Origin of the sequence: Nocardiopsis deserti (assembly GCF_008638355.1) — a bacterium.
Lineage (GTDB): Bacteria > Actinomycetota > Actinomycetes > Streptosporangiales > Streptosporangiaceae > Nocardiopsis > Nocardiopsis alborubida.
The window spans coordinates 298,597-323,613 of the sequence record NZ_VWVS01000013.1 but is presented as its reverse complement, the minus strand read 5'-3'; the positions used below and the strand labels follow the sequence as shown (position 1 = coordinate 323,613).

The 25,017-nt window shown below is 71.7% G+C and carries 20 protein-coding genes; 13 read left to right on the top strand and 7 right to left on the bottom strand.

Features of this window, described 5'->3' with window-relative positions:
- Positions 1-93 precede the first annotated feature (93 nt).
- Positions 94-3,654: a DNA polymerase III subunit alpha gene (gene dnaE, locus FYW99_RS18265; RefSeq protein WP_150253215.1), complete on the bottom strand. Its 3,561-nt coding sequence runs from the start codon at positions 3,652-3,654 to the stop codon at positions 94-96.
- Positions 3,655-4,410: 756 nt separating this feature from the next.
- On the opposite strand from dnaE, the gene FYW99_RS18260 reads away from it, so the two are divergent.
- Entirely contained in the window at positions 4,411-5,703 is a 1,293-nt protein-coding gene (locus FYW99_RS18260) for an HNH endonuclease signature motif containing protein (protein WP_150253293.1), read from the top strand.
- Positions 5,704-6,165: 462 nt separating this feature from the next.
- On the opposite strand, the gene FYW99_RS18255 is transcribed toward FYW99_RS18260, so the two are convergent.
- The 3 genes from FYW99_RS18255 to FYW99_RS18245 all read right to left on the bottom strand — a co-directional run bounded on the left by FYW99_RS18255 (position 6,166) and on the right by FYW99_RS18245 (position 9,779).
- Entirely contained in the window at positions 6,166-7,434 is a 1,269-nt protein-coding gene (locus FYW99_RS18255) for a globin domain-containing protein (RefSeq protein WP_150253214.1), read from the bottom strand.
- A 272-nt stretch (positions 7,435-7,706) separates the two neighbouring features.
- Complete coding sequence (locus FYW99_RS18250) at positions 7,707-8,138, bottom strand: RrF2 family transcriptional regulator (RefSeq protein ID WP_150253213.1); 432 nt, start codon at positions 8,136-8,138, stop codon at positions 7,707-7,709.
- A 27-nt stretch (positions 8,139-8,165) separates the two neighbouring features.
- Positions 8,166-9,779: an MFS transporter gene (locus tag FYW99_RS18245; RefSeq protein WP_150253292.1), complete on the bottom strand. Its 1,614-nt coding sequence runs from the start codon at positions 9,777-9,779 to the stop codon at positions 8,166-8,168.
- Between the two features lie 469 nt (positions 9,780-10,248).
- Between FYW99_RS18245 and panB the strand changes: the two genes are divergently transcribed.
- The 5 genes from panB (at position 10,249) to FYW99_RS18220 (ending at position 14,864) form a co-directional block, all read left to right on the top strand.
- A complete protein-coding gene (gene panB, locus FYW99_RS18240) occupies positions 10,249-11,118 on the top strand; it encodes a 3-methyl-2-oxobutanoate hydroxymethyltransferase (protein ID WP_061083685.1) in 870 nt (289 codons plus the stop codon).
- Positions 11,119-11,339: 221 nt separating this feature from the next.
- Positions 11,340-12,380: an LLM class F420-dependent oxidoreductase gene (locus FYW99_RS18235; protein ID WP_150253212.1), complete on the top strand. Its 1,041-nt coding sequence runs from the start codon at positions 11,340-11,342 to the stop codon at positions 12,378-12,380.
- A gap of 632 nt (positions 12,381-13,012) precedes the next feature.
- Positions 13,013-13,558, top strand: coding sequence for a hypothetical protein (locus FYW99_RS18230; protein WP_150253211.1), 546 nt, complete (start codon positions 13,013-13,015; stop codon positions 13,556-13,558).
- A gap of 41 nt (positions 13,559-13,599) precedes the next feature.
- Positions 13,600-14,217, top strand: a complete 618-nt coding sequence (locus FYW99_RS18225; RefSeq protein ID WP_150253210.1) for a hypothetical protein — start codon at positions 13,600-13,602, stop codon at positions 14,215-14,217.
- Positions 14,218-14,261: 44 nt separating this feature from the next.
- Positions 14,262-14,864 carry a hypothetical protein gene (locus tag FYW99_RS18220; protein WP_150253209.1) on the top strand — a complete coding sequence of 201 codons (603 nt, stop codon included), beginning with the start codon at positions 14,262-14,264 and terminating at the stop codon, positions 14,862-14,864.
- 130 nt (positions 14,865-14,994) lie between these two features.
- On the opposite strand, the gene npdG is transcribed toward FYW99_RS18220, so the two are convergent.
- Both npdG and FYW99_RS18210 read right to left on the bottom strand, forming a co-directional pair.
- The gene (gene npdG, locus FYW99_RS18215; protein ID WP_150253208.1) at positions 14,995-15,690 is read right to left on the bottom strand and encodes an NADPH-dependent F420 reductase; all 696 of its coding nucleotides are present in this window, start codon (positions 15,688-15,690) and stop codon (positions 14,995-14,997) included.
- Positions 15,691-15,772: 82 nt separating this feature from the next.
- A complete protein-coding gene (locus FYW99_RS18210; protein ID WP_150253207.1) occupies positions 15,773-15,964 on the bottom strand; it encodes a hypothetical protein in 192 nt (63 codons plus the stop codon).
- A gap of 144 nt (positions 15,965-16,108) precedes the next feature.
- Here FYW99_RS18210 and map point away from each other — a divergent pair, with 144 nt between their 5' ends.
- The 7 genes from map (at position 16,109) to FYW99_RS18175 (ending at position 23,955) form a co-directional block, all read left to right on the top strand.
- A complete protein-coding gene (map, locus tag FYW99_RS18205) occupies positions 16,109-16,960 on the top strand; it encodes a type I methionyl aminopeptidase (RefSeq protein WP_223839178.1) in 852 nt (283 codons plus the stop codon).
- 91 nt (positions 16,961-17,051) lie between these two features.
- Entirely contained in the window at positions 17,052-17,885 is an 834-nt protein-coding gene (locus tag FYW99_RS18200) for a M55 family metallopeptidase (protein ID WP_150253205.1), read from the top strand.
- 149 nt (positions 17,886-18,034) lie between these two features.
- A complete protein-coding gene (locus FYW99_RS18195; RefSeq protein WP_150253204.1) occupies positions 18,035-19,441 on the top strand; it encodes a M20/M25/M40 family metallo-hydrolase in 1,407 nt (468 codons plus the stop codon).
- Between the two features lie 188 nt (positions 19,442-19,629).
- Positions 19,630-20,613 carry a S66 peptidase family protein gene (locus FYW99_RS18190; RefSeq protein WP_150253203.1) on the top strand — a complete coding sequence of 328 codons (984 nt, stop codon included), beginning with the start codon at positions 19,630-19,632 and terminating at the stop codon, positions 20,611-20,613.
- Positions 20,614-20,801: 188 nt separating this feature from the next.
- Complete coding sequence (locus tag FYW99_RS18185; RefSeq protein ID WP_150253202.1) at positions 20,802-21,089, top strand: helix-turn-helix domain-containing protein; 288 nt, start codon at positions 20,802-20,804, stop codon at positions 21,087-21,089.
- 117 nt (positions 21,090-21,206) lie between these two features.
- Positions 21,207-23,177 (top strand): acyl-CoA dehydrogenase family protein, encoded by a 1,971-nt coding sequence (locus FYW99_RS18180; RefSeq protein WP_150253201.1) that lies wholly within the window; start codon positions 21,207-21,209, stop codon positions 23,175-23,177.
- 157 nt (positions 23,178-23,334) lie between these two features.
- Positions 23,335-23,955 (top strand): PadR family transcriptional regulator, encoded by a 621-nt coding sequence (locus tag FYW99_RS18175; RefSeq protein WP_150253200.1) that lies wholly within the window; start codon positions 23,335-23,337, stop codon positions 23,953-23,955.
- Here FYW99_RS18175 and FYW99_RS18170 read toward each other — a convergent pair.
- Positions 23,918-24,832, bottom strand: coding sequence for a VOC family protein (locus tag FYW99_RS18170; RefSeq protein WP_223839176.1), 915 nt, complete (start codon positions 24,830-24,832; stop codon positions 23,918-23,920). The two genes, FYW99_RS18175 and FYW99_RS18170, sit on opposite strands and share 38 nt — an antisense overlap.
- Positions 24,833-25,017: the final 185 nt, after the last annotated feature.

The window sequence follows — 25,017 nt, the reverse complement described above, 5'->3', positions numbered from 1 at the left end:
TATATCGCTAACTTCGATCGGGCAAGGGCGGGCACGAAAAAGGTCCCCGCCCGCCCGAGGGCGCGCGGGGACCGTGAGGTCGCGGGGCGGTGGTCAGTAGTCGACCGCGAAGGCCCCCAGCAGGCTCTTGACCTCACCGTTGAACTCCGGGGAGATCCGCACCGAGTAGCGGTCCACGGCGTAGACCCGCGACCGGACCGGGTTGTCCACCCGGATCCGCACCGGGGTGTCCCCCTTGTGCGTGGCCAGCACCTGGCGCAGGTCGCCGACCAGCTCGGGGGTGAGGCGTTCCTCCGCGACCGTCAGCAGCACCGGCGGTTCTCCCTCGGTGACGTGCGAGATGTCCAGGATCGACATCTCCGAGGCGAACATCGACCACGTGCCGTCCCGGTCGTTGAGCCTGCCCTTGACCGTGACCGCGGTGTCCTCCAGCAGGGCCTGGACGTACAGCGGATAGGTCTTGGGGAAGAACAGCACCTCCATGGAGGCGTCCAGGTCCTCGACCGTGGCGATCGCCCACTGGTTGCCCGCCTTGTTGGTGCGCTTGTCCACCTTGGAGATCAGGCCGGAGATACGCACCTCACCGCGCTCGCGGGCCAGCTCCCCCGCCACGATCTGCGCGATGGAGGTGTCGCGCGAGCGGGCCAGCACCCGCTCGGCACCGGCCAGCGGGTGGCTGGAGACGTACAGGCCCAGCATCTCCCGCTCGAAGGCCAGCTTGGTCTTGCGGTCCCACTCCTCCTCGCCCCAGTTGATGTTGAGGCCGATGGGGGTGGAGTCGCCGTCGTCGCCGCCGCCGAACAGGTCGAACTGTCCGTGCGCCTCCTGCTTCTTGGAGCTGATCATGCCGTCCACCGCGGTCTCGTGGTGGCGGTAGAGCTCACGGCGGGGCTGGCCGAGCGAATCGAAGCCGCCCGCCTTGACCAGTGACTCGATCACGCGCTTGTTGCAGGCCGCCAGCTCGATCTTGGACAGGAAGTCGGTGAAGGAGCTGAACTTGCCCTTCTCGGTGCGGGTCTTGATGACCGAGTTGACGACGTTGGCGCCGACGTTGCGGACCGCGCCCATGCCGAAGCGGATGTCCTTGCCCACCGGGGTGAAGCGCAGGCCCGACTCGTTGACGTCGGGGGGCAGCACCTTGATGCCCTGGGTCCGGCACTCGGCCAGGTAGACCGCCATCTTGTCCTTGTCGTCGCTGACCGAGGTCAGCAGCGCGGCCATGTAGGCGGCGGGGTGGTTGGCCTTGAGGTAGGCGGTCCAGTAGGAGACCAGGGCGTACCCGGCGGCGTGCGACTTGTTGAACGCGTACCCGGCGAAGGGCAGCATGACGTCCCACAGCGCCTGCGTGGCCTCCCGGGAGAAGCCGCGGGCCTCGGCCCCGGGGAAGAACTTGGCCTCCTCCTCCTCCAGGGCCTCCTTCTTCTTCTTGCCCATCGCGCGGCGCATGAGGTCGGCGCCGCCCAGGGTGTACCCGGCCAACTGCTGGGCGATGGCCATGATCTGCTCCTGGTAGACGAGCAGGTGGAAGGTCTCCCCCAGGATCGGCTCCAGAGCGTCCTTGAGCTCCGGGTGGATCGGGGTGACCTCCTGGCGGCCGTTCGAGCGGTCGGCGTAGTCGTTGTGCGCGTTCGCGGCCATCGGGCCGGGCCGGTACAGCGACAGCACGGCCGCGATGTCGCCGAACTTCTTGGGCTCCATGCGCTTGAGCAGGTTGCGCATCGCGCCGCCGTCCAGCTGGAACACGCCCAGGGTGTCGCCGCGCGAGAGGAGCTGGTAGGTCTTCCTGTCGTCCAGGGGGAGCTGCCCCAGGTCGATGTCGATCCCCTCGGCCTCCTTGATGGACTTGACCGCGTCGTCCATGATCGTGAGGTTGCGCAGGCCCAGGAAGTCCATCTTGAGCAGGCCCATGTCCTCGCACTGAGGGTAGGGAAAGCCCGTGATGATGGCCCCGTCGGTGTCGCGCTTGTGCAGCGGGATGACGTCGAGCAGGGGCTCCTTGGACAGGATCACCCCGGCCGCGTGCACACCCGTGCCGCGGGTCAGACCCTCGATACCGCGCGCGGTCTCCATCACCTTGGCGACCTGCGCGTCGTTGTCGATGAGGCTGCGCAGCTCGGTGGTCTCGCCGTAGCGCTCGTGCTCGGTGTTGGTCACCGCCTCCAGCGGGATCTCCTTGCCGCCGACCGCGGCGGGGAAGGCCTTGGTGATCTGGTCGCCCACCGAGTAGGGCATGCCCAGGATGCGCGTGGAGTCCTTGACCGCGGCCTTGGCCTTGATGGTGCCGAAGGTCAGGATCTGCGCGACGCGCTCCTCCCCGTACAGGCGGGTGACGTACTCGATCATCTCCCCGCGCCGACGCTCGTCGAAGTCCAGGTCGACATCGGGCATGGTGACGCGCTCGGGGTTGAGGAACCGCTCGAACAGCAGCCCGTGCTCCAGCGGGTCCAGGTCGGTGATGCCCAGGACGTAGGCGATCATCGACCCCGCCGCGGATCCGCGCCCCGGACCCAGCGCGATCCCGTTCTTGCGCGCGTACTGGCAGATGTCGGCGACCACGAGGAAGTAGGCGGGGAAGCCCATCTCGTTGATGATGCCGAGCTCGAAGTCGACCCGCTGGCGGATCTCGTCGTTGATCCCGTTGGGGTAACGGCCAACGAGCAGCCGATCGACCTCCTTGGCCAGCCAGGAGGCCTGGGTCTCCCCCTCGGGCACGGGGAAGACCGGCATCAGGTCGCGGTGGGCGAACACCGCGTCGTAGGCGCCTGGATCGATGCGCTCGGCCACCAGCAGGGTGTTGCGGCACCCCTGCTCCCACTCGTCGAAGTTGAGGAGGCCGCGCATCTCGTCCGCGGTCTTGAGGTAGTAGCCCGAGCCGTTGAACCGGAACCGGGTGGGGTCGTCCAGGTTCTTGCCCACGCCCACCGCCAGCAGCGCGTCGTGCGCCGCGGCCTGGGACTCGTAGACGTAGTGGGAGTCGTTGGTCACCAGCGGCGGGATGTCCAGCTCACGGCCGACCCTGAGCAGGCCGTCGCGGACCTCCTTCTCGATGGGCACGCCGTGGTCCATCAGCTCCAGGAAGACGTTCTCCTTGCCGAAGATGTCCTGGAGTCCGGCCGCGTAGGCGACGGCCTCCTTCTCCTGGCCCAGCCGCAGCCGCGTCTGCACACCGCCCGAGGGGCAGCCGGTGGAGACGATGATGCCCTCGCTGTGCTCCGACATCAGCTCCAGGTCCATGCGGGGCTTCATGTAGTAGCCCTCCATGGACGCCAGCGAGGACATCCGGAACAGGTTGCGCAGGCCCTTCTCGTTCTGCGCCAGCATCGTCATGTGCAGGTAGCGGCCACCGCCGGAGATGTCCTTGCCGCCCTCGGACGAGGCGTCGTCGGAGCCGCTGGCCCTGCCCCAGAAGACCCGCTTCTTGTGGAAGCGCGACTCGGGGGCGACGTAGGCCTCGATGCCGATGATCGGGGTGACGCCGGTGCCCTTGGACTGCTGGTAGAACTCGTAGGCACCGAACATGTTGCCGTGGTCGGTCATCGCGACCGCGGGCATGCCCAGCCGCGACGCCTCCTTGAACAGGGGCTTCAGCTTCGCGGCCCCGTCGAGCATCGAGTACTCGGTGTGGACGTGCAGATGGGCGAAGGAGTCGGCCATGGCTCAGGTGCCCCCAGGAGGGTCGGTGGACAGGTGGTGACTCCTGAGCCTACGACTTTCCCGCGACACTCGCAGACCCCTGTGGACAACGTGTCCCGTCCGCCTCGCGGAGCCCTCATCCGCCCCTCACACGTGCTTTGCCTGTGTCTCGCAACCCCCCGCCTGGGTCTCGCAGCCCCCGCCGGTGCCTCAGCAGTCCCCGCCTGGGTCTCGTAGCCCCTGTGCCTGGGCCTCATAGCTCCTGCCTGGGCCTCGTAGCCCCTGCCTGGGTCTCACCCGGGATGTGAAGCCAGGCACACCGGCCAGAAATTGGGAAGAACGAAGAATATTTTGAGGGGCAGGGAGGGGCCGTCACCAGGCCCCCTCCCTACGCCACTCCCCCTCGGGGACGTTGACGCCGACGAAAGCGCACCAGCTGCCGCGAAAGGGCACGGGCAGCGGGGAACAGTCAGGGCCGGTGGAGGTCCGGGCCCCCGACGAACAGCGGCACCAAAGGCGGGAGCGGCTGGCGGGAGGCGGCCAACGCCTGAGGTCCGGGGATGGCTGGGCTCTGCCGCGAAAAGCGGAGCCAAAGGCAGGCGGACATTTCGGTCGCGCTTTTTAGTTGCGCCCCCCAGTCGTGCTTTTCGGACATCCCCATTATGGCCTACAGAGAAGAAAGGAGCCTCCGAGGAGAGAGACAGAAAAAGGCCAAACCCGGACCGTGAATTCATGGCACAATGACATATCGTCGCCTATAATAAAAATATGGAGATGATGCTTGCAGCGCCCGACGGGGCCCCCGGGGAATGCTCCCCGGTCGTGGCCGCGCTGGCCGGTGCGCGCGAGATCATCGACCAGGCATGGAGCGGGGAACTGCCGCCCGGAGCGGACGAGAGTGCGGCTGAGGAAGTCGCCGCCTTGTGGGCGCAGCTGGAGAAGATCCGTTTGCGCGCGTTGACGCGGATGGCGGGTTTGTACGCACGGGGCGAGGTGGCCCGCTACAGCGGTTACTCCACGTTGGACAAGTGGCTGGTTCACCACGGCAAGATGCCCACCGCCCAGGCCAAGGATTTGGCCCGTCTGGCCCAGCACGTGCACGAGGAGACCCTGCCCGCCACCACTCAAGCGGTGGCTGAGGGCGCGGTGGTGTTGGGTGAGGCGGTGGCGATCGCCAAGGCCACCGACACAGCCGTCCAGACCCGCGACGCCCAGCATTTCCCCGACGAGGCGGAATACCGCCAAGGATTTGAGTCCGCTCTGGTGGCCGCCAAGCAGGAGCGGCCTGCGTTGTCGGTCAACCAGCTTCGGTCGGTGGCCCGTCAGGTCGCCTACCGGTTGGATCCGCACCGTCTGGACCGTGATCATGAGGCCGCTCACGCCGGGCGTGGCCTGAGCGTGCATGACACGTTCCAGGGCAGCTACCAGTTGCAGGCCTGGGGAGGCAGTGGGGACGCGTTGGTCGTGCGCGCGGCCATCGACACCTTCACCACCCCGCCTTCGGATGAGGACACCCGCACCCGGTCCCAGCGCGAGCACGACGCGCTCATCGCGGCGCTGCGCTTTGCCACCACCCACACCGGATGCACCCACACCCCTGCCCCATTGGCGCAGATCCGCATCCTGGTGCCCGTGGAAACCTACCTGGACGCTCAGGGCCAGGAGCTTCCGGCGTTGGACGAGCGCGGCCGGGTGATCCCGGTCGGTCTGGTGCATGAGTTGGCTGGGGACGCTGAGGTGGTGCGGATGCTCACCGCACCGCCCACCGGACAGGTGCTGGATGTGGGCCACAGCCGACGGTTGGCCTCAGCCCGACAGCGCACCGCCGCCTTCCACGGACACACCACGTGCGCCCACCCGGGCGGATGCGAGGTGCCGGTGACCTGGTGCCAAGCCGACCACGTCACCTCGTTCTCCCGAGGAGGGCGCACGGTGGTAGCCAACCTGCAACCGCTGTGCGGCCCGCACAACCGGGCCAAGTACCAACGCGAACTGCGCACACACCAACACCGAGGACAAGGACGGGGCCACCCGTCCGACGGGGACCCGGACCCACCGCCCCGGGAATGACCCCCGGCCGTGCCGAGCCCTGGCATGCCCGCGCCCGACACGCAACCCGGGCCCAACGCCCACCGTCGTCGCTGCCACCGTCGCCCACCCCCACCACCGGGGGCCGGTACCGCTGCCCAAGGCCGGAGGGACCGCTCGCCTTTGGTGCCGACGCAGCAGAGGCCCACCACCCCCGAACGCCCACCGTTGACCGCCCTCCCGCACCACTACGCGGCAGCCGGTGCCGCCACCTCCGGCCACCACCCACAGCCAGGGCGTTGAACGGGGACCCCAGCCCACCGCTGCCTTTGGTGCCAACGCAGGAGCGAGCAACCACCCCCACACCCCCACCGTTGAACGCCCTCCCGCACCACCACGCGGCAGCTGGTGCCGCCACCTCGGCCACCATCAGCGGGCGGGGCGTCGAAAGGAAGCGGGAACAGCCCACCCGCCCTCCGGCCCCCTCAGAGCACGCCCAGTCACTCAGTCCTCGCCCAGCCACAGGTCCGGGCCGAACACCTCGTAGCGGATGCGGCGGGCGGGCACTCCGGCAGCGAGCAGCTGGGCGCGCACACCGCGCATGAACGGCAGCGGCCCGCACAGGTAGACCTCGGCGCCCTCGGGCAGGTCCACCCCGTCCAGGTCCATCCGCCCCCGGTCGGTGCCGCCATCACCCCCGTCGTCCCCGTCGCCATCGCCCCCGCCGCCGTCACCCCCGTCGCCGTCACCTCCTCCGCCAGCACCCTCGTCGCCACCGGTCTCGTACCAGGTCCGGGAGCTCGCGCCGGGCAGCGCACCTACCAGGGCGGCGGTCTCCTCGCGGTGGGCGTGTTCCTCCGGGCTGCGATCGGCGTGCAGGACCAGGACCCTGCGGTCGCTGCCCTGCTCGGCGAGCCGGTTCAGCATGGCCACCATCGGCGTGCAGCCGATCCCGGCCGAGACCAGGACGAGGGGGTGCTCTCCCTCGGACAGGGTCACGTCGCCCGCCGGGGTGGAGACCATGAGGACGTCGCCCGGGACGACGGTGTCGTGCAGCAGGGTGGAGACCTCCCCCGCCGGATCGGCCCCGGCGGCTCGCAGGCGCTTGACGGTGATACGGCGGCACCCGCCGTCCCCGCCGGTCAGGGAGTACTGGCGGGCCTGGCGGACGCCGTCGGGCATGCGCGTGCGGACGCTGACGTACTGGCCGGGCAGGAAGGCGGGGAGCGGGGCGCCGTCCTCGGGTTCGAGGGTGAGGGAGGCGGTGTCGGGGGTCTCCTGGCAACGCCGCGTGACCCGCCAGGGGCGCCAGGCCCCGTGCCCGGTGTGCCCGCGCTCGGCGTACAGGCGGGCCTCCAGGGCGATCAGGGCTCCGGCCATGAGCCAGTAGACCTCGTCCCAGGCCCTGACGACGCCGGGGGTGGCCGCGTCCCCCAGGGTGGAGGCGATGGCGTCGAAGAGGTACTTGTGCACCATGACGTACTGGTCCTCGGTGACCCCGAGGGAGACGTGCTTGTGGGCGATGCGGGAGAGGAGTGCGTCGGGGCGCTCCTCCGGGTGCTCCAGGAGGAGGGTGGCGAAGGCGGCGATCGATCCGGCCAGGGCCCTGCGCTGTTCGCCCGAGGCCTGGTTGCCCCGGTTGAACAGGCCGTCGAGGAGTTCGGGGCGTTCGCCGAGCATCGTGTCGTAGAAGCGGGCGGTGATGGTGTCCAGGGCTCCGGCCACGGCGGGGACCGTGGCCCGGACGGTGGCGGCGGACTCTGTGGAGAGCATGCGACCTCACTTCGGAGAGGGTGTCTCGGAGCAGAAAACTGGTATCTGAAATGCATATTAAATCCGCCTCCACGGGCCCCCGCTTCCGGGGCCGCTCCCGCGCCGAGGGGGCAGGTGGGAACGGTTGGACCCGGGAGGGCTGGCGGGCTGGCGGATTGGTGGGCTGGCGGATTGGTGGGCCGGTGGACCGGTGGGCTGGCGAAGGGGCCGGCCCCGGCGAAGCTCGGCCGTGCACCCGTGGGGCGGACGGAGACGGAGCGCCGCTGCGGGCTCTACGGACGCAGCAGGGTCAGTGCGTCTCGCGTGGGCGGGGACACCAGGGACTCCACGGTGACGCCGTCGAGCGAGGTGTAGAACGCCTCGTGCGCCTCGCGCAGGGCCCCGCGCAGGCGGCAGGCGGCGCGCAGCGGGCAGGGCGGGTCGTCCTCGCACCCCGCGAGCTCCCCCGCGCCCTCCAGCTCGCGCACGATCGACCCGACCGAGGCCCGCCGCCCGCTCTCGGTCAGGAGCAGTCCGCCGTTGCGGCCGCGCCGCGCCTCCACCAGCCCCATGTCGGACAGCCGCGCCACGGCCTTGGCCATGTGCGTGTAGGGCACGGAGAGCATCGCGGAGACGGTCCTGGTGGTGAGGAGTTCGCCCTCGTCCGCGACCGCGAGCCGCATGACCAGGCGCAGGGAGACGTCGGTGAAAGCGGTCAGGCGCATGTGTTCAACGTAGGCGACCGACCCCGGTCACCGCTCCCCCCGGCCGGGGGCGGGAGCGGCTCCGGCGGAGGGGCCGCCGTCCTCGGCGTCCAGGGGCTGGTGACGCCCGGTCTCGCGCGGCATCCAGACCAGGATCACGACCAGTCCGACCACCCCGAAGAACAGCGACACCGTCGCCGCCGTGTGCAGCCCGGACATGAACGCCTCCTTGGCGGGGTCCACCAGGACCCGCCCCTGCTCCCCCAGGCTCCGGGCCAGGGCCAGGGTGCCCTCGATCGACTCCCCTGCCGATCGCAGCCGCTGGTCCGCCACGTCCGCCGAGCCCTCGTCGGCGAGATCCTCCAGGGTGGGGGTGATCCCAGCCCGGTAGCGGAAGGAGATGACCGCGCCCAGGATCGCGACGCCCATCGCCGTGGCCACCTGCCGGACCGTGTTCTGCACGGCGGAGGCGGCACCGGCCCTGCCCGGCGGCACCGACGACATGATCGCGTCGGTGGCGGGGGTCAGGACCACCGCCATCGCGCCGGCCTGGAGGAAGAAGAACCCGACGATCAGCGGCAGCGGCGTGTCCGGTTCGAGCTGGGTGAAGAACAGGAAGCTGGAGCACACGCCCAGCACACCGAGCGCCGCGACCACGCGCGGCCCCGCCCAGCGCACGAGCGTCGGGCTGAGCGGTGCCATGATCATCTGCCCCAGCGCCGCTGGCAGCACCAGCAGACCCGCGATGAACGGGGAGAACTCACGGACGCTCTGCCAGTAGAAGCTCAGGAAGAAGATGATCCCGGACATGCTGAAGAACAGCACCATGATGGTGGCCACGGAGACGCTGAACCGCGGATCCCGGAAGAAGCGCACGTCCAGGGAGGGGTTGGGCGCGCGCGACTCGTGCACCAGGAAGAGCACCAGCACCACCACGCCGCCGATGAGCGCGCCGTACACGTCCCAGTCCGCCAGGGAGGCCCGCTCTCCCGCGGTGATGATGCCGTAGATGAGCAGCACCAGGCCGGGGACGGACAGCAGCACGCCCAGCACGTCCAGCCTGCCGGGGTCGGCGTCGCGCGACTCGGGGATCAGGAAGAACACCAGCGCCAGACCCAGCGCCACGAAGGGCACGTTGACGAGGAAGATCGACCCCCACCAGAAGTTCTCCAGCAGCAGCCCGCCCGCCGAGGGGCCGATGGCCATCGCCAGCCCGACCGCGCCCGCCCAGATCCCGATGGCGCGTGCGCGCTGCTCGGGCGGGAAGACGTTCGCGATGATCGACAGGGTCTGCGGCGTCACCATGGAGGCGCCGAACCCCATGACCGCGCGGGCCAGGATGAGCTGTTCGGGGGTCTGGGAGTAGGCCGACAGCGCCGAGGCCGTGCCGAACACCGTCAGCCCCACCACGATCATGCGTCGGCGCCCCCACCGGTCGCCGAGTACGCCGAAGGTGAACAGCAGGCCCGCGAAGACCAGCGTGTAGGAGTTGATCGCCCAGGCCAGCTGCGACTGGCTGGCCCCCAGGCCCCGCTCGGGGTCGGACAGCACACGCAGCGCCACGTTGAGGATGGTGTTGTCGGCCACGATCACCAGCAGGCAGATGATCAGTACCGCCAGCCCGCCCCACCTGCGCCGGTACGCCGTCTGCGCGTCCACCAGCCACCTCCACCGCCGAGACCACCACCGAAACTTCCGCCGATCGGACCGTACCCGCGAACCGCGCCGCCCGCGCGCTTCGGGGCCCGCGAACGGTGTGTTGGCCGTATCCGGTGCGGTCCCGGCCGGAAAGTACCGGCCGCCTCCGGGGCGGCCCCGGCGGAAAAGCCCTGGCCGCCCCGGGGCGACCCCGGCGGAGGAGCACGAGCCGGTCCCGGCGGGAAACATCCGACCGTCCGACCGGGTTGTCACCGGTGCGGAGAGACGCGGAGCGGGCATGCGATGATGCTTGCGTGCGGCGGCCGCGCCCGGTCGTCCGCAGACGCCGGTCCCCGTCTCCTCCGCACCCGCCCGGTCCCCCCGCGGACCGCCCGCGGCCCCCTCGGCCGCCCCGCGCACGAGCGCGACAACACCATTCGTCCACACGTCCGGAGACACCCGCGAGGTGCTTCGAGACAACGGAGGGATAAGTATGAGCACCACGGACAAGCCCCTCGCCCCGACCGGGGCGCCGACAGGAAACGCCCTGTACGGCGGGGTCACCAGCCGACGCGTCACCATCCGCGACCTGGCCGCCGCCAAGGGGCGCGGCGAGCGCTGGCCGATGCTGACCGCCTACGACGCGCTCACCGCGCGGGTCTTCGACGAGGCCGGGATCCCGGTCCTGCTGGTCGGCGACTCGGCGGCCAACGTCGTCTACGGCTACGACACCACCGTCCCGGTGACGGTGGACGAACTGCTCCCGCTGACCGCGGCGGTGTCCCGCTCCACCCGGCGGGCGCTCGTCGTGGCCGACCTGCCGTTCGGCTCCTACCAGGCCTCTCCCCAGCAGGCGCTGGAGGCGGCCTCGCGGTTCATGAAGGAGGGCGGGGCCCAGGCGGTGAAGCTGGAGGGCGGCCACGCGGTGGCCCCCCAGGTGGAGCTGCTGGTCTCGGCGGGTGTACCGGTGATGGCGCACCTGGGCCTGACCCCCCAGTCGGTGAACACCCTGGGCGGCTACCGGGTGCAGGGCCGCGGCGAGGCCGCGGCCGGTCTGCTCAAGGACGCCAAGGAGATGGAGCGCGCGGGCGCGTTCGCGGTCGTGCTGGAGTGCGTGCCCGCCGAGCTGGCCGCGCAGGTGACCGAGCAGCTGTCCGTCCCGACCGTGGGCATCGGCGCCGGTCCGTCCACGGACGCCCAGGTACTGGTGTGGCAGGACATGGCCGGGCTGAGCCCGAAGGTGGCCAAGTTCGTCAAGACCTACGCCAACCTGCACGAGACCCTGCGCGAGGCGGCCTCCGCCTACGCCGACGAGGTCGTCAACGGGGCGTTCCCCGAGGAGCGCCACTCCTACGCCGGTTGAGGGGCGGGGTGACCTCGCCCCTCTCCGGACACCGGTGAGCACCGCCGGTCGGGGCCCGCCCCGGCCGGCGGTGTGGTGTCAGGGGCCCGGCGGTGTGCGGGCCGGACGCGGTACCGCGCGGCGGTCTGTGAGCCGGACAACAGACCGAACCGTACTCGGGAGTAGAGTCGCACCGTACCCAGCGCCGACGGGCCGGGGGTCCGGCCCTCCCGGGAGGACAGATGCGCGTCTCGATGCCGCTCCAGTACGCGGGCGACCCCAAGGCCTCCGTCGACCAGGTGGTCGAACTGGAGAAGGCCGGTCTCGACACCGTGTGGGTCGCCGAGGCCTACGGGTTCGACAGCCCCACCCTGATGGGCTACATCGCCGCCCGCACCGAGACCGTGGCGATCGGTTCGGCCATCCTGCCGCTGTACACACGCACCCCCGCGCTCATCGCGATGACCGCCGCCGGGCTGGACGACCTGTCCGGCGGACGGGCCATCCTCGGCCTGGGCGCCAGCGGCCCGCAGGTCATCGAGGGCTTCCACGGCGTCCCCTACGTCAAGCCGCTCGCCCGCACCCGCGAGACCATCGAGATCTGCCGCAAGGTCTGGGCGCGCGAGGACCGCCTCACCCACGACGGCACCGTCTTCCAGCTGCCGCTGCCCCCGGAGCGGGGAACCGGCCTCGGCAGGCCGCTCAAGATCATCAACCACCCCGTGCGCTCCGAGATCCCCGTCTACGTGGCTTCCCTCGGCGTGAAGAACGTGGCGCTGACCGCCGAGATCGCCGACGGCTGGCTCCCGCACCTGTTCATCCCCGAGAAGGCCGACAGGGTGTGGGGCGAGGCGCTGGCCGAGGGGAAGGCCAGGCGCGACCCCTCCCTGGGAGAGCTGGAGGTCTCCGCGGGCGGCCTGCTCGCCATCGGCGAGGACGAGGACACCAAGAAGCTGCTGGACCTCGTGCGGCCGATGATCGCCCTCTACGTCGGCGGCATGGGCGCCAAGGGAAAGAACTTCTACAACACCGTCGCCCGCCGCTACGGCTACGAGGAGGCCGCGGAGAAAATCCAGGACCTGTACCTGGAGGGGAGGAGGGACGAGGCCGCGGCCGCCGTGCCCGAGGAGTTCGTGGAGCTGACCAACATGGTCGGCCCGGAGTCCTACGTGCGCGAGCGCGTGGAGGCCTTCCGGGCCGCCGGGGTGACCCAGCTCAACGTGACCCCCGTGGGCGAGAACCCGGCCGCGCTGGTCGGCAAGGTCAAGGAGTGGGTGTCCTGACCTCTGCTCCCAGGAACTGACGGCGGCTCCGCAGCCCCTTCCGGGTGCGGAGCCGCCGCCGTTCGCCCGAACACCCCGGTTCCACAGCGTCACGGAGAACCACAGGAACACACGCGACAACCCGCGTTCCCACATCGCTTTCCAGAAGAACTGACGGCAGGAAAGGGACACGAATGGAACGGAGAACCACGTGGGCGAGGTCCAGGACCCAGACTCCACCCGCTCCCCGCCACGTGTGTTTCCCACTCCCTCCCTCCGAGGGCGAACACCCGGAGTAACCCCCTTGGATCGGTCGAACCTCTGTACGTGATGAGGGCCACACAAGAAAACTCCGCCCCGGCCCGTCCGTACGGGGGCTTTCGCCCCGCGCGAGGCCTTCTGCGCCCCGAGGGCCGCCCTCCGCCCCAGGCCGGGGGCACGACGCCCGCCGGGTCGGCGCGGAGCGCGGCAAACAACCCACCACCAAACGAAAGCCGATAAAAAACGGCACCCGTCCGGTATTCGGCGAAGAAAAGATTCCTCAGCGCCCGAAGAACCACCGCACAGCCCCACATCACTCCAGGTAACCAATTCGCGCCGAACAGTTTTGTTAACCTGCGTTAAGCATCATCCCCCGACACAACGGAGAAGGCATGACCTCACCGCACCGGCGGCCACGGGCCCTCGCCCTCGCCGCGGCGACCGCGGCCGCAGCCCTGACCGCGACCGCCGCGGCGTCACCCGCCGCCGCAGGCGAGCGGCACTGCATCAGCGACACCGGCACCGGCCAGGAGCGCTGCTTCGCCACCTTCGACGCGGCGATCACGGCCGCGGAGAGGGAGACCGGCCGGACCCTGGAGGAGCAGGAACGGGCCCTGAGCGGGGGCGGCGCCTCCCTCAGGGCGGCCAGCGCGGACGTCATCATCGGCACCTACTTCGAGCACGAGAACTTCGGCGGGGCCACGTTCACCCTGTACGGCGACGGCCTGTGCACCGGAGGCGACGACACCGAGTTCTGGTTCACCTTCCCCGCCGACTGGCAGAACCTGGTCTCCTCGGCGCAGCCCTGGGCCACCTGCGCCCTGTGGCTGCACTCGGGGCCGGACGGAACCGGCGACCGCGACGGCCCCTACCGCGAGAACACCAACTACGTGGGCGACCACATGAACGACCGCGCCGTCTCCACCACCCTGGGCTGACCGGCCCCTCCCCCCTTGCCCCCGCTCGAAGGGAAAACGACATGCGACGCACGTCCACCGTGCTCTGCGCCGCCGCCGTCGCCATGGCGGGCGCGGTCGCCGCGCCCCCGACCGCCGCCAACGCCGACCACGAGGGCTCCCCCAGCGTGCGCGAGCTGCTGGAGCGGTGCGGCGTGGAGACCGACGTCTGCGAGTTCCACCCCAGCGGTGAGCCCGAGCTCTTCGCCGCCCCCAGCCGCGTGGTGGGCTCGGAGGTGTTCAACTGCACCTCCGGCCGCCAGGACATGGCGGTGATCTGGTCCGACACCACCTCCCAGAGCAACAGCGTCGGCCTGACCCTGACCACCGAGGCCGGATTCGGCGAGGTCTTCTCGGTGTCCTACGAGCAGTCGTTCGAGCACACCTGGACCACCTCGCACACCGAGACGCAGACCACCTACGTCAACACCGCCCCCGGCGAGGTGGGCTGGGTCGAGCGGCAGCCGCGGATGCAGCGCGTCCACGGCACCTACGAGCTGCACTTCCCCGACCGCGAGTGGGGCCACTACGTCTGGTACGCCCCCTTCACGGTGGAGGGACCCGTCCCCGGCTCCCCCGACGAGGTCGTCACGCAGAACGTACGCCCGATGACCGACACCGAGCGGGCCGCGTGCCCGTGACCCCCGACCACCACGAAAGCCCGACCCCCACGAGAGGCGGAGCGATGAGAACCCTCGCAGCGGGTGCCGCGGCGGGCCTGGCGGCCGTCCTGGCGCTCACCCCCGCACCGGCGGCGGCCGACCACGAACGGAACCCGACGGTCCGGGAGCTGCTGGAGCGGTGCGGTGAGGGCACCGACGTGTGCGAGTTCCACCCGTCCGGCCAGCCGGAGTACTACCAGAACACCTCCGAGCCGGTCGGCTCACCGGTCTACAACTGCACCGACCACGAGCAGATGTCCATGGTGCAGTGGTCCAAGACCACGGGCGAGTCCAACAGCGTGAACCTGTCCATGACGGCGACGTTCGGGGCGATCTTCAAGCAGAGCTTCAGCGTCTCCTACGGTCACGAGTGGGGCTCGTCGCACACCCAGAGCCAGCGCACACAGGTCGTCGCCCAGCCGGGCGAGGTGGCCCGCGTGTACTACGGCCCGCGGATGCAGCGCGTCCACGGCACCTACGAGCTGCACTTCCCCGACCGCGAGTGGGGCCACTACGTCTGGTACGCCCCCTTCACCGCCGAGGGGCCCGCGCAGGACCAGGGCAGCACCGTCACCCAGTCCACGCGGTCCATGACGGACGAGGAGCGCGCCACCTACTGCGGCTGAGCGCGCCCGACAGCGCGGCGCCGGTCCCCGCCACGGGGACCGGCGCCGTACGCGTGCGCGGGCGGGTGCCTCGGGCCGTCACGGACGCGACCGGTCGAACGCGGTTCTCAGGGACCGCGGGCTCCCAGGGTTACAGGCCGGTGATCCGGATGCCCGCGTGGGTCTTGTAGCGGCGGTTCACCGCGATGAGGTTGGCGGTCAGGGCCTCGACCTGGTGGGCGTTGCGCAGGCGGCCGCCGAAGACGCCGCGCACCCCCGGGATCCGCTCGGCCAGGGCGCGCACCACGTCGGTGGCCTCGCGGTCCTCGCCCAACACCAGGACGTCGAGGTCCACCTCCTCGACCTCGGGGTCCAGCAGCACCACCGCGGACACGTGGTGGAAGGCGGCCGTGACGCGGCTGTCGGGCAGCACCTCGGCGGCCTGCTGGGCGGCGCTGCCCTCGGCGACGTCGAGCGGGAAGGGGCCCTTCTTGTCGAAGCCGAGGGGGTTGACGCAGTCCACGACGATCTTGCCCGCCAGCGGACCGGCCAGCTGCTCCAGCAGCTCACGGTGGCCGTCCCAGGGCACGGCGACGATGACGACGTCGCCCGCGGCCGCGGCCGAGGCGTTGTCCAGGCCGCGCACGTCGATCGGGGAGGTCTCGGCCTCCACCAGCTCCCGGGCGGCCTTCTCGGCGCGCTCGGCGCTGCGCGAGCCGAGGTGGACGGTGTGCCCCGCCAGGGCGAGGCGGCGGGCCAGGCCACGGCCCTGGTCTCCGGTCCCGCCCAGGACGGCGACGGACAGCCCGGCGATGTCCGCGCCCGCGGGTGTGCTCTGTTCAGTCATGCGCCGATCCTGTCAGAGGCGCCGACGGGAGGCGCCACCCGGCGCGGCCCCGCGCGGTGGACCGGAGCGCGCGCGGAGGGGGTCACCGCTCCTCCTCGTCGGCTTCGTCCCAGGCCTCGTTGCGCCGGGCCGCGATGGCCAGCGCGCTGGCGGCGGTGGCCTCGTCCGGATAGGGGCCCATGCGCTCCTTGTTGGGGCAGCCGGGGCCGTGCTCCACCCGGTTGTGCCTGAGGCAGTACCACCACTTGTCGTCCAGCGGAGTGTCCTCGCTCACCGTGACTCGCTTTCTACGGGACGCTGCCCGGGCGGGAACGTGCTTTCTCGGGGCACCTACCCAGGCCCGGGCGCTCCCTACACCCGTGGGGGAAGGGCATCGTCCAGGACCGCGGGGCCGACCCACGAACTACAATCAGTGTCCATGACTACTCCGCTGGTTCCTGGGCGAATCTCGCCACAACGTTCGGTTCCCTCCCACATCGTCCGCCCGGAGTACGTCGGACGGAAGCATCCCGTGGAGGGGGTCCTCGGCGACGTGCAGACCCCCGAGACCATCGAGCGGATGCGCGTGGTGGGACGGCTGGCGGCCCAGGCCCTGGAGGAGGTCGGCCGCAACGTCCGGCCCGGGGTGACCACGGACGAGCTGGACCGGATCGGCCACGAGTTCCTGCTGGACCACGGGGCCTACCCCAGCCCGCTGGGCTACAAGGGCTACCCCAAGTCGCTGTGCTCCTCGCTCAACGAGGTGATCTGCCACGGCATCCCCGACGACACCGTGGTCTCCGACGGCGACATCGTCAACATCGACATCACCGCCTACCGGGACGGCGTGCACGGCGACACCAACGCCACGTTCCTGGCCGGGAACGTCTCGGAGGAGCACCGGCTGCTGGTCGAGCGGACCCGGGAGGCCCTGACGCGCGCGATCAGGGCGTGTCGGCCGGGCCGCCAGATCAACGTGATCGGCCGGGTCATCGAGTCCTACGCCAAGCGCTTCGGCTACGGCGTGGTCCGTGACTTCACCGGGCACGGCGTGGGGCCGGAGTTCCACTCGGGCCTGGTGGTGCCGCACTACGACGACCCGCGCGCGGACACCGTCATGGAGCCGGGGATGACCTTCACGATCGAGCCGATGATCACGCTCGGCGGCGTGGAGTACGACATGTGGGACGACGGCTGGACCGCCGTGACGGCCGACCGCAGGTGGACCGCCCAGTTCGAGCACACCCTGGTCATCACCGATTCCGGCGCGGAGATCCTCACCCTGCCGTAGTCGCCGCCCCGGCCCCTCCCGTGCGCCCTCGGGCGGAACGCGGCGCCCGAACCGTGGCTGCGGGAGGGGCCCGGGGCGTAGGGTCGTGCGGGTGAAGATCCTCATCTCCGCCGACATGGAGGGCGCCACGGGCGTCACCTGGCCCGCCGACGTCGAGCCCGGCACCGAGCAGTGGCAGCGCTGCCGCGCCATGTTCACCAGCGACGTCAACGCCGCCGTCGAGGGCCTGCTCGAAGGCGGCGCCACCGAGGTGCTGGTCAACGAGGCACACGCGACCATGCGCAACCTCCTGCTGGAGGAGCTCAACACCGACGCCACGATGATCACCGGGCGGCACAAGGAGCTGTCCATGGTCGAGGGCGTGCAGTCCGGCGACTGCGACGGCGTGGTGTTCCTCGGCTACCACTGCGGCGCCGGTGACGAGGGCGTGCTGGCGCACACCTACCTGCCCAACGCGGTGACCGGCGTGTGGCTGGACGGCGAGCCCGCCAGCGAGGGCCGCCTCAACTCCGCGGTGGTCGCCGAGTACGGCACACCGGTCATCCTGGTCACCGGGGACGACCGCGCCTGCGAGGACGCCGCCACCTACGCCCCGTTCGCGCGGACGGTCGCGGTCAAGGAGCACGTCAGCCGGTACGCGGCCCGCTGCCGTCCCCCGGCCGCGACCGCGCGGGACATCCGGGCCGGGGCACGCGCCGCCATGATGCTGGCCGGGCGTCTGGAGCCGGTCGCGCCCGAGCCCAGGGCCGTGGAGGTGGAGGTGGACTCCGCGCAGCTGGCCCAGGCCGCCGCCGTCGTCCCCGGTGTCACGCGCACGGGGGTGCGGCGCGTCCGGTACGTCTCCCCGGACTCCTACGAGATGATCCGCTGCTTCAAGGCGGTCACCACGCTCATCTCCAACGCCATGGAGGAGCGCTACGGCTGAGGCCGGGTCCGGGACCGCGGGGCCGCCGCCCGCGAATGCCGGAGCGCGGCGGGCGGGGCTGGTAGAACTGTGCCGGGGAGCACTTCGTCACCACTGGCCACCAGGGTCCTCCCCCGTTACTGACACCTCAGCGAAAGCGAGGCGCGCCCGTGGGCCACATCGCCACTTCCTTCCCAGAGAGAACCGACGGCTTCCCAGAGAGGACCGACGGCCTCGCGGCGGCCGGGGAGGACGCCGTCCACCTGGCCCGCGGCCTCGTCCGCCGCGACTCCACCAACCACGGGGGCGGCCGGGGTGACGAACGCGAGGCCGCCGAGTACGTCGCCGAGGCCCTGGGCGACGCCGGGCTGGACCCCCTGCTGCTGGAGTCGGCCCCCCGGCGCGCGAACGTGGTCGCGCGCGTTCCCGGCACCGACCCCTCGGCCCCGGCGCTGCTGGTGCACGGCCACCTGGACGTGGTGCCCGCCGACGCCGCCGACTGGACGCTGCCCCCCTTCGCCGGCGAGGTCGCCGACTGCCCCGTCACCGGCGTGCCCGCGCTGTGGGGGCGCGGCGCGGTGGACATGAAGAACACCATCGCCACGGTCACCGCCGTCGTGCGCCACTGGGCGCGCCACGGGCTGCGGCCCCGGCGCGACATCGTGCTGGCCTTCGTCGCCGACGAGGAGGACAGCGCCGCCTACGGTGCCGACTACCTGGTCCGCGAGCACGCCGAGCTGTTCGAGGGCTGCACCACCGCGATCGGCGAGGGCGGCGGGGAGACCATCCACGCCCGCACGGCCTCCGGGGAGCCGGTGCGCCTGTACCCGGTGGGCGCGGCCGAGCGCGGCAGCGCCTGGCTGTCCCTGCGCGCCCAGGGCACGGCCGGGCACGGTTCCCGGCCGCCGCGCGACAACGCGGTCGGCGCCCTGGCCGCGGCCCTGGCCCGGATCGACGGGTACGAGTGGCCGCTGCACCTGACCCCCGTCACGCGGGCGGCGATCGACGCGATCGCCGCGGCCCTGGAGGTGGAGCGCTTCCCCGGCGACACGGCGACCGCGGAGGCGGTGGACGCCCTGGTCGCCAGACTGGGGACGGCCGCCCCGCTGATCGGCCCGACCACGCGCAACAGCGCGACGCCCACGATGCTCTCGGCCGGGTACAAGGTGAACGTGGTGCCCGGGGAGGCCACGGCGGGCGTGGACGGCCGGGTGCTGCCCGGCGCGGAGGAGCAGTTCGCCGCGGCCATGGAGGAGCTCACCGGCGACCGGGTGTCCTGGGAGTACGCGCACGGTTCGCCGCCGGTGACCGCGCCCGTGGACTCCCCCGCGTTCGCGGAGCTGCGCGAGGCCCTGCTGCTGCACGACCCCGGGGCCCACGTGGTGCCGGTGTGCCTGTCGGGGGGCACCGACGCCAAGGTGTTCTCCCGGCTGGGCATCGACTGCTACGGCTTCTCCCCCCTGGCCCAGCCCGAGGGCCTGGACTACTCGGGTCTGCTGCACGGTGTGGACGAGCGGGTGCCGCTGGAGGGACTGCACTTCGGCGTGCGCGCGCTGGACACGTTCCTGCGCGCCTGAACAGCGCACCCCCTGGTCGGCTGGGAGGTTGGTGTTTCGGGGGCCGGGTTCCGGAAGGCCCCGCGGCCGGGCGGGACCGGGCACGCGGTCGGCGCGACGGCGGGAGTGTCCGAGCGCTGGTGGTGGGGAGAGGCGTCGCGTCCGGTGGCGCGCACGAGCGAGGGAGAGGGCCGAGGGTGGGAGAGGCGATGACCGAGGTGGCGGACGCGGCGGTGCGGGTGCCGGTGCCGGACGCGCGGGGTGTGCGCGCGCTGGTCCGACCGCCGCGCCTGCGGGAGGGCGACCGGGTGCGCCTGGTCGCCCCGTGCAGCCCGGTTCCCGCGGAGCGGCTGGAGGCCGCGGTGGGAACGCTGCGCGGCTGGGGGCTGGAGGTGGAACTGGCCCCGCACGTGCGCGAGCGCCACCCGCGGCTGCCCTACCTGGCCGGTGCGGACGCCACGCGGGCCGCCGACCTCCAGGAGGCCTGGTGCGACCCGGACGTGGACGCGGTGCTGTGCGTGCGCGGCGGCGACGGTGCGCACCGGACGGTGGACCTGCTGGACTTCGACGCGATGCGCCGGGCCGAACCCAAGGCGCTGGTCGGGTTCAGCGACATCACGGCTCTGCACGAGGCGTTCGCGGTGGAGCTGGGCGTGGCCACGGTGCACGGGCCCGTGGTCGGCACGGGGTACTTCGTGGGCGACCCGGCGGCCCAGGAGGAGCTGCGCGCCACCCTGTTCGAGCCCGAGCGGCGGACCGTGCTGACCTCGCCGGGCGCGCACGCGCTGGTGCCGGGACGGGCCGAGGGGGTGACCTTCGGCGGGAACCTGAGCCTGCTCAACGACGGTCTGGCCGCGCCGCACAGCCGCCTGTCGGCCTCCGGCGGAATCCTGCTGCTGGAGGACGTCGCCGAGGACGTGGCCCGGCTCGACCGGATGCTCACGCACCTGCTGCGCACGGGGTGGGCGGCCGGGGTGGCCGGGGTGGCCCTGGGCACGTGGACGGACTGCCCGCCGGGGCCGGAGGTGGTCGCCGAGCTGATGCGCGACCGGCTGGAACCGCTGGGGGTGCCGGTGCTGTGGGGGCTGGAGTTCGGGCACTGCGCGGCCCAGCTCACGATTCCGCTGGGGGTGCCCGCCCGGCTCGACGCGGACGGCGGCCGCCTGGAGCTGGCCGTCCCGGGTCTGGCCTAGGTTCCCTTCTCCAGCGGCGGGGCGGGGTACGGGAACGAAACCGTCCCCGCTTCGCCCCGCACCGGCGGCTCCTGAGAGCGGGAACGTCCGGCCTGGCCGGTCGGTGGTCCTCTGCGCTCCCTCCGCGCACCAGGCAGCCATGACGGTATTTTCATCCCGCCCCGGTGCCGTGGCGTTAGACTCGTCGCATGGTGCGTGAACCGCTGACCGCAGACCAGATCGAGCGCGGGCGCCTCCTGGGCGGTCTGCTCCGGCAGGCCCGCGCGGAGCGCACGATGGTCGACGTCGCGCGTGAGGCCCGGATCTCGGTCGAGACCCTGCGCAAGATCGAGGGCGGGCGCATCCCCACCCCGACGTTCTTCACTGTCGCGGCGATCGCCGCCGCGCTCGGCCTGTCCCTGGACGACCTCCTGCACAGGGTGGACTCCGCCGCGACCGCGACCCAGGACCCCGCGACCGCCTCCCTGGCCGTCTGACTTCCCGCCCGCCCCCTAACGTTGGTCGTGTACCCGCGGGTACGGGTCCGTGCCAGCCGCCCCTTCCGGCGGCGGGCACGGGCCGGGCCGCGTCAGCGAGGACCACAGGGGGAGCACATGAACGAACAGGCGCTGAGGGTGGACGAGGCCGAACTGCGCGGCCTCCTCGACGGCCGCTGGGCCCACGTGCGCGAGCACATGCGCGACGCCCTGCGGGGAGACCTGTACGCCCCCGTGTACGGACTGTCCGTGGAGGAGCACCGCGCCCGCACGCTCACCCAGATCAAGGCCCTGGCCAAGACCGACCTGCCCGCCTACGGCTTCCCCGCCTCGGTGGGTGGGCGCGACGACGTGGGCGCGTCCGTGGTCGGCTTCGAGATGCTGGTCAACGACCTGTCGCTCATGGTGAAGATGGGTGTGCAGTGGGGGTTGTTCGGCGGGGCGATCAGCGCCCTGGGCACCGAGGCCCACCACGCCGAGTACCTGCCCGGCACGATGTCGATGGAGCTGCCCGGCTGCTTCGCCATGACCGAGACCGGCCACGGATCGGACGTGCAGAGCCTGCGCACCACGGCCGTCTACGACCCCGACACCGAGGAGTTCGTGGTCCACACGCCCGACGAGGCGGCGCGCAAGGACTACATCGGCAACGCGGCCCGCGACGGTCGCCTGGCGGTGGTGTTCGCCCAGCTGAGCACCGGCGGCGAGGAACACGGCGTGCACGCCCTGGTGGTCCCGATCCGGGACGGGCGGGGCAGGCCGATGCCGGGCGTGCGCATCGGGGACTGCGGCCCCAAGGCCGGACTCAACGGCGTGGACAACGGGCGGCTGGAGTTCGACCGCGTGCGGGTGCCGCGCACCAACCTGCTCAACCGGTACGGGGACGTGGCAGCCGACGGCACCTACTCCAGCCCCGTCGAGAGCAAGGGCCGTCGCTTCTTCACCATGCTCGGAACGCTGGTCCGTGGCCGGATCAGCGTGGCGGGCGGCGCGGGGAGCGCCGCCAAGGCCGCGTTGACCATCGCGGTGCGCTACGGCGACACCCGCCGCCAGTTCACCCGGCCCGACGGCGAGGGGCGGCCCGAGCGGGAGGTGCGCGTCCTGGACTACCTGGCGCACCAGCGCAAGCTGCTGCCCGCCCTGGCCCGCACCTACGCGCTGCACTTCGCGCAGGAGGAGCTGGTCACCCGGCTGCACGAGCTGTCCCGCTCGCCCGAGCGCGACGAGCACGCCCAGCGCGAACTGGAGTCGCGGGCGGCCGGGCTCAAGGCGGTGGCCACATGGCACGCCAGCGAAACCATCCAGACCTGCCGGGAGGCGTGCGGCGGCGCCGGGTACCTGTCCGAGAACCGGATTCCGCAGCTCAAGGCCGACTCCGACATCTTCACCACGTTCGAGGGCGACAACACGGTCCTGCTCCAGCAGCTCACCAAGGGCCTGCTGACCAACTTCAAGGACTCGTTCGGCGACCTGGACCAGCTGGGGCTGGCCCGGTTCATGGCGGGCAAGGTCTTCGAGACCGTCATCGAGCGCACCGCCGCGATTCCGCTGATCGAACGGCTCGTCGCGGCCGCCCCGGGACGCGGCGAGGAGGCCAGCCTGTACAACCGGGGCTGGCAGCTGGAGCTGCTGGAGGACCGCGAGAAGCACGTCATCGAGGGCCTGGCCGCGCGGCTGCGCAGGTCCGGCAGGAACGGCGACGACGCCTTCGACGTGTTCAACCGCGCCCAGGACCACGTGCTCACCGCGGGCCGCGCGCACATGGACCGGGTGGTGCTGGAGGCGTTCGTGGCGGGGATCGACCGCTGTGGGGACACCTCGACCGCCAAGCTGCTCAACCGGCTGTGCGACCTGTACGTGATGTCGGTGATCGAGGAGAACCGCGCGTGGTTCCTGGAGCACGAGCGGCTCTCCACCTCGCGGGCCAAGGCGGTCACCCAGGCGGTGAACGACCTGTGCCGGGGCCTGCGCCCCTACGCCGTGCAGCTGGTGAACGCGTTCGGCCTGCGCGACGAGTGGCTGGCCGCGCCGATCGCGCTGGGGGGCGAGCACGCCCGCCAGGGCGACCCGGTCCCCGGGCGCGGCTGAGACCCGCCGCCGTTCCTCCCGTGCCGGGCCCGCCCGGGCACGGGAGGCGGCGCGGAGCACAGGGCGGCGCGGGCGCACGGGAGATATGCTAGTCAAAGTTGAATAGCGCGGATCGTCGAACAGCACGGATACCGCGCCGGTGAGACGAGGGGTGTGGATGTCGGCCATCCGGCTGCTGGTCCTGGGGGCGGTCCGCCTACGCGGGCGGGCGCACGGCTACCAGGTGCGGGGCGACCTGGAGTTCTGGGGCGCGCACGAGTGGTCCAACGCCAAGCCGGGGTCGATCTACCACGCGCTCAAGCAGATGGCCCGGCAGGACCTGCTGCACGCCCACGAGACAGCGCCGTCCACCGCGGGGGGCCCGCCCCGGACCGAGTACGAGATCACCGGAAAGGGCACCCGGGAGTACTTCGCCCTGCTGCGCCGGGCGGTGTCCTCGCACGACGCGCGCCTGGACGTGCTCTCGGCCGGTCTGGGCTTCATCGTCGACCTGTCCCGGCGGGAGGCGGTCGACCTGCTCAGGCGCCGAGTCGAGGGCCTGGAGGAGTGGCGCGGAGGCGTGGTCACGTACTACGCCCCGGAGGCGGGGCCCGGCCAGATGGGCCACATCGGCGAGGTCATGGACATGTGGGTGCACTCCGCGGAGTCGGACGCGGCGTGGACGCGCTCGCTGATCCGGCGGATCGAGGGCGGCGCCTACTCCTTCGCCGGCGAGGAGGGCAACGCCTACGAGGGCGTCCTCACCGGGGAGGAGCCGGGCTCGATCCCCTCCGGCTGAGACGGCCGTCTCCTGCTGAGACGGCCGCCCCGTCCGCCTCCGCGGCCTCCGCGCCGAGCCAGCGCCGCAGCGCGGAGGCGTTGCGCAGCTCCCCCTCGATCCTGCTCAGCTCACCGCCGCTGAGGGCGATCCCGCTCAGCCGCTCCCGCCACTCCTCAACGCCCTCCTCCTCCCCGAGGGCGACCGCGAGTTCGATGAGCATGGCCAGCGCCAGCGCCCGCTCCACCGGAGGCGCCTGGTCCCCGTGCCGTTTCAGTCCGGAGCGGATCCGCCTGAAGGCGGCGAGGTCGTCGGTCTTGAAGTCGCGCAGGATCCGGGCGCCGTCCAGGACGCGGGCGAGCCCGTCGAGTTCCCTGGAGCCGCCGTACTCCAGCCTCTCGGGCTCGCCGCGCTGGATGAAGATGAGCGAGTTCCCCGAGGGGTCCATGAGCGTGAAGCGGCTGGCGCCCGGCCGGTGGCGCGTGATACGCGGCAGCCCCTTCGCCAGGACCCTGCCGTAGGCCCGGCGCATGGCCTGCGTGAGGGCGGCGTGGTAGGGCGCGACCGCGTCGACCATGACCAGGCAGCCGCCGCTGTTCTCCAGGGCGGGGTCCAGGCCCTTCGGGGCGCGGCCGTAGTGCAGGTCGAAGCCGCTCCAGTGGAAGGCCAGGTAGAGGTAGGGCCTGGTCTGCTCGTAGGTGACCTCGAAGCCGAGCGCCCGGTAGAACTCCAGGGTGGCCTCGGTCGAGACGCACGGCAGCAGCGGAACGGTCGTCTCGTTGGCCCGGAGCGCGGCCGCCCCCGGCCGCCCCTGACTCCGGTCCTGGTTCCGCCGGGTGTCCCCGCCCTCATCCCCGCCCGTGCCGCCGCCCGCCCGCGCGGTGTCCGTTCCGGCCACGCGCACCTCCTATTAGTCAAGTTTGATTACTTTGCGAGGGTAGCCCTCTCCGACTCCACTGGGCAAACTTGACTACCAAGACGGGAACGCAGAACCCGGCCGTCGAGCACGACCGGCCCCGGGGACGGCGGCGCCGCGCCGCGCACCGTGAACCGGACCCGTCGCGGGCCTTTCCCCGGCGGGAC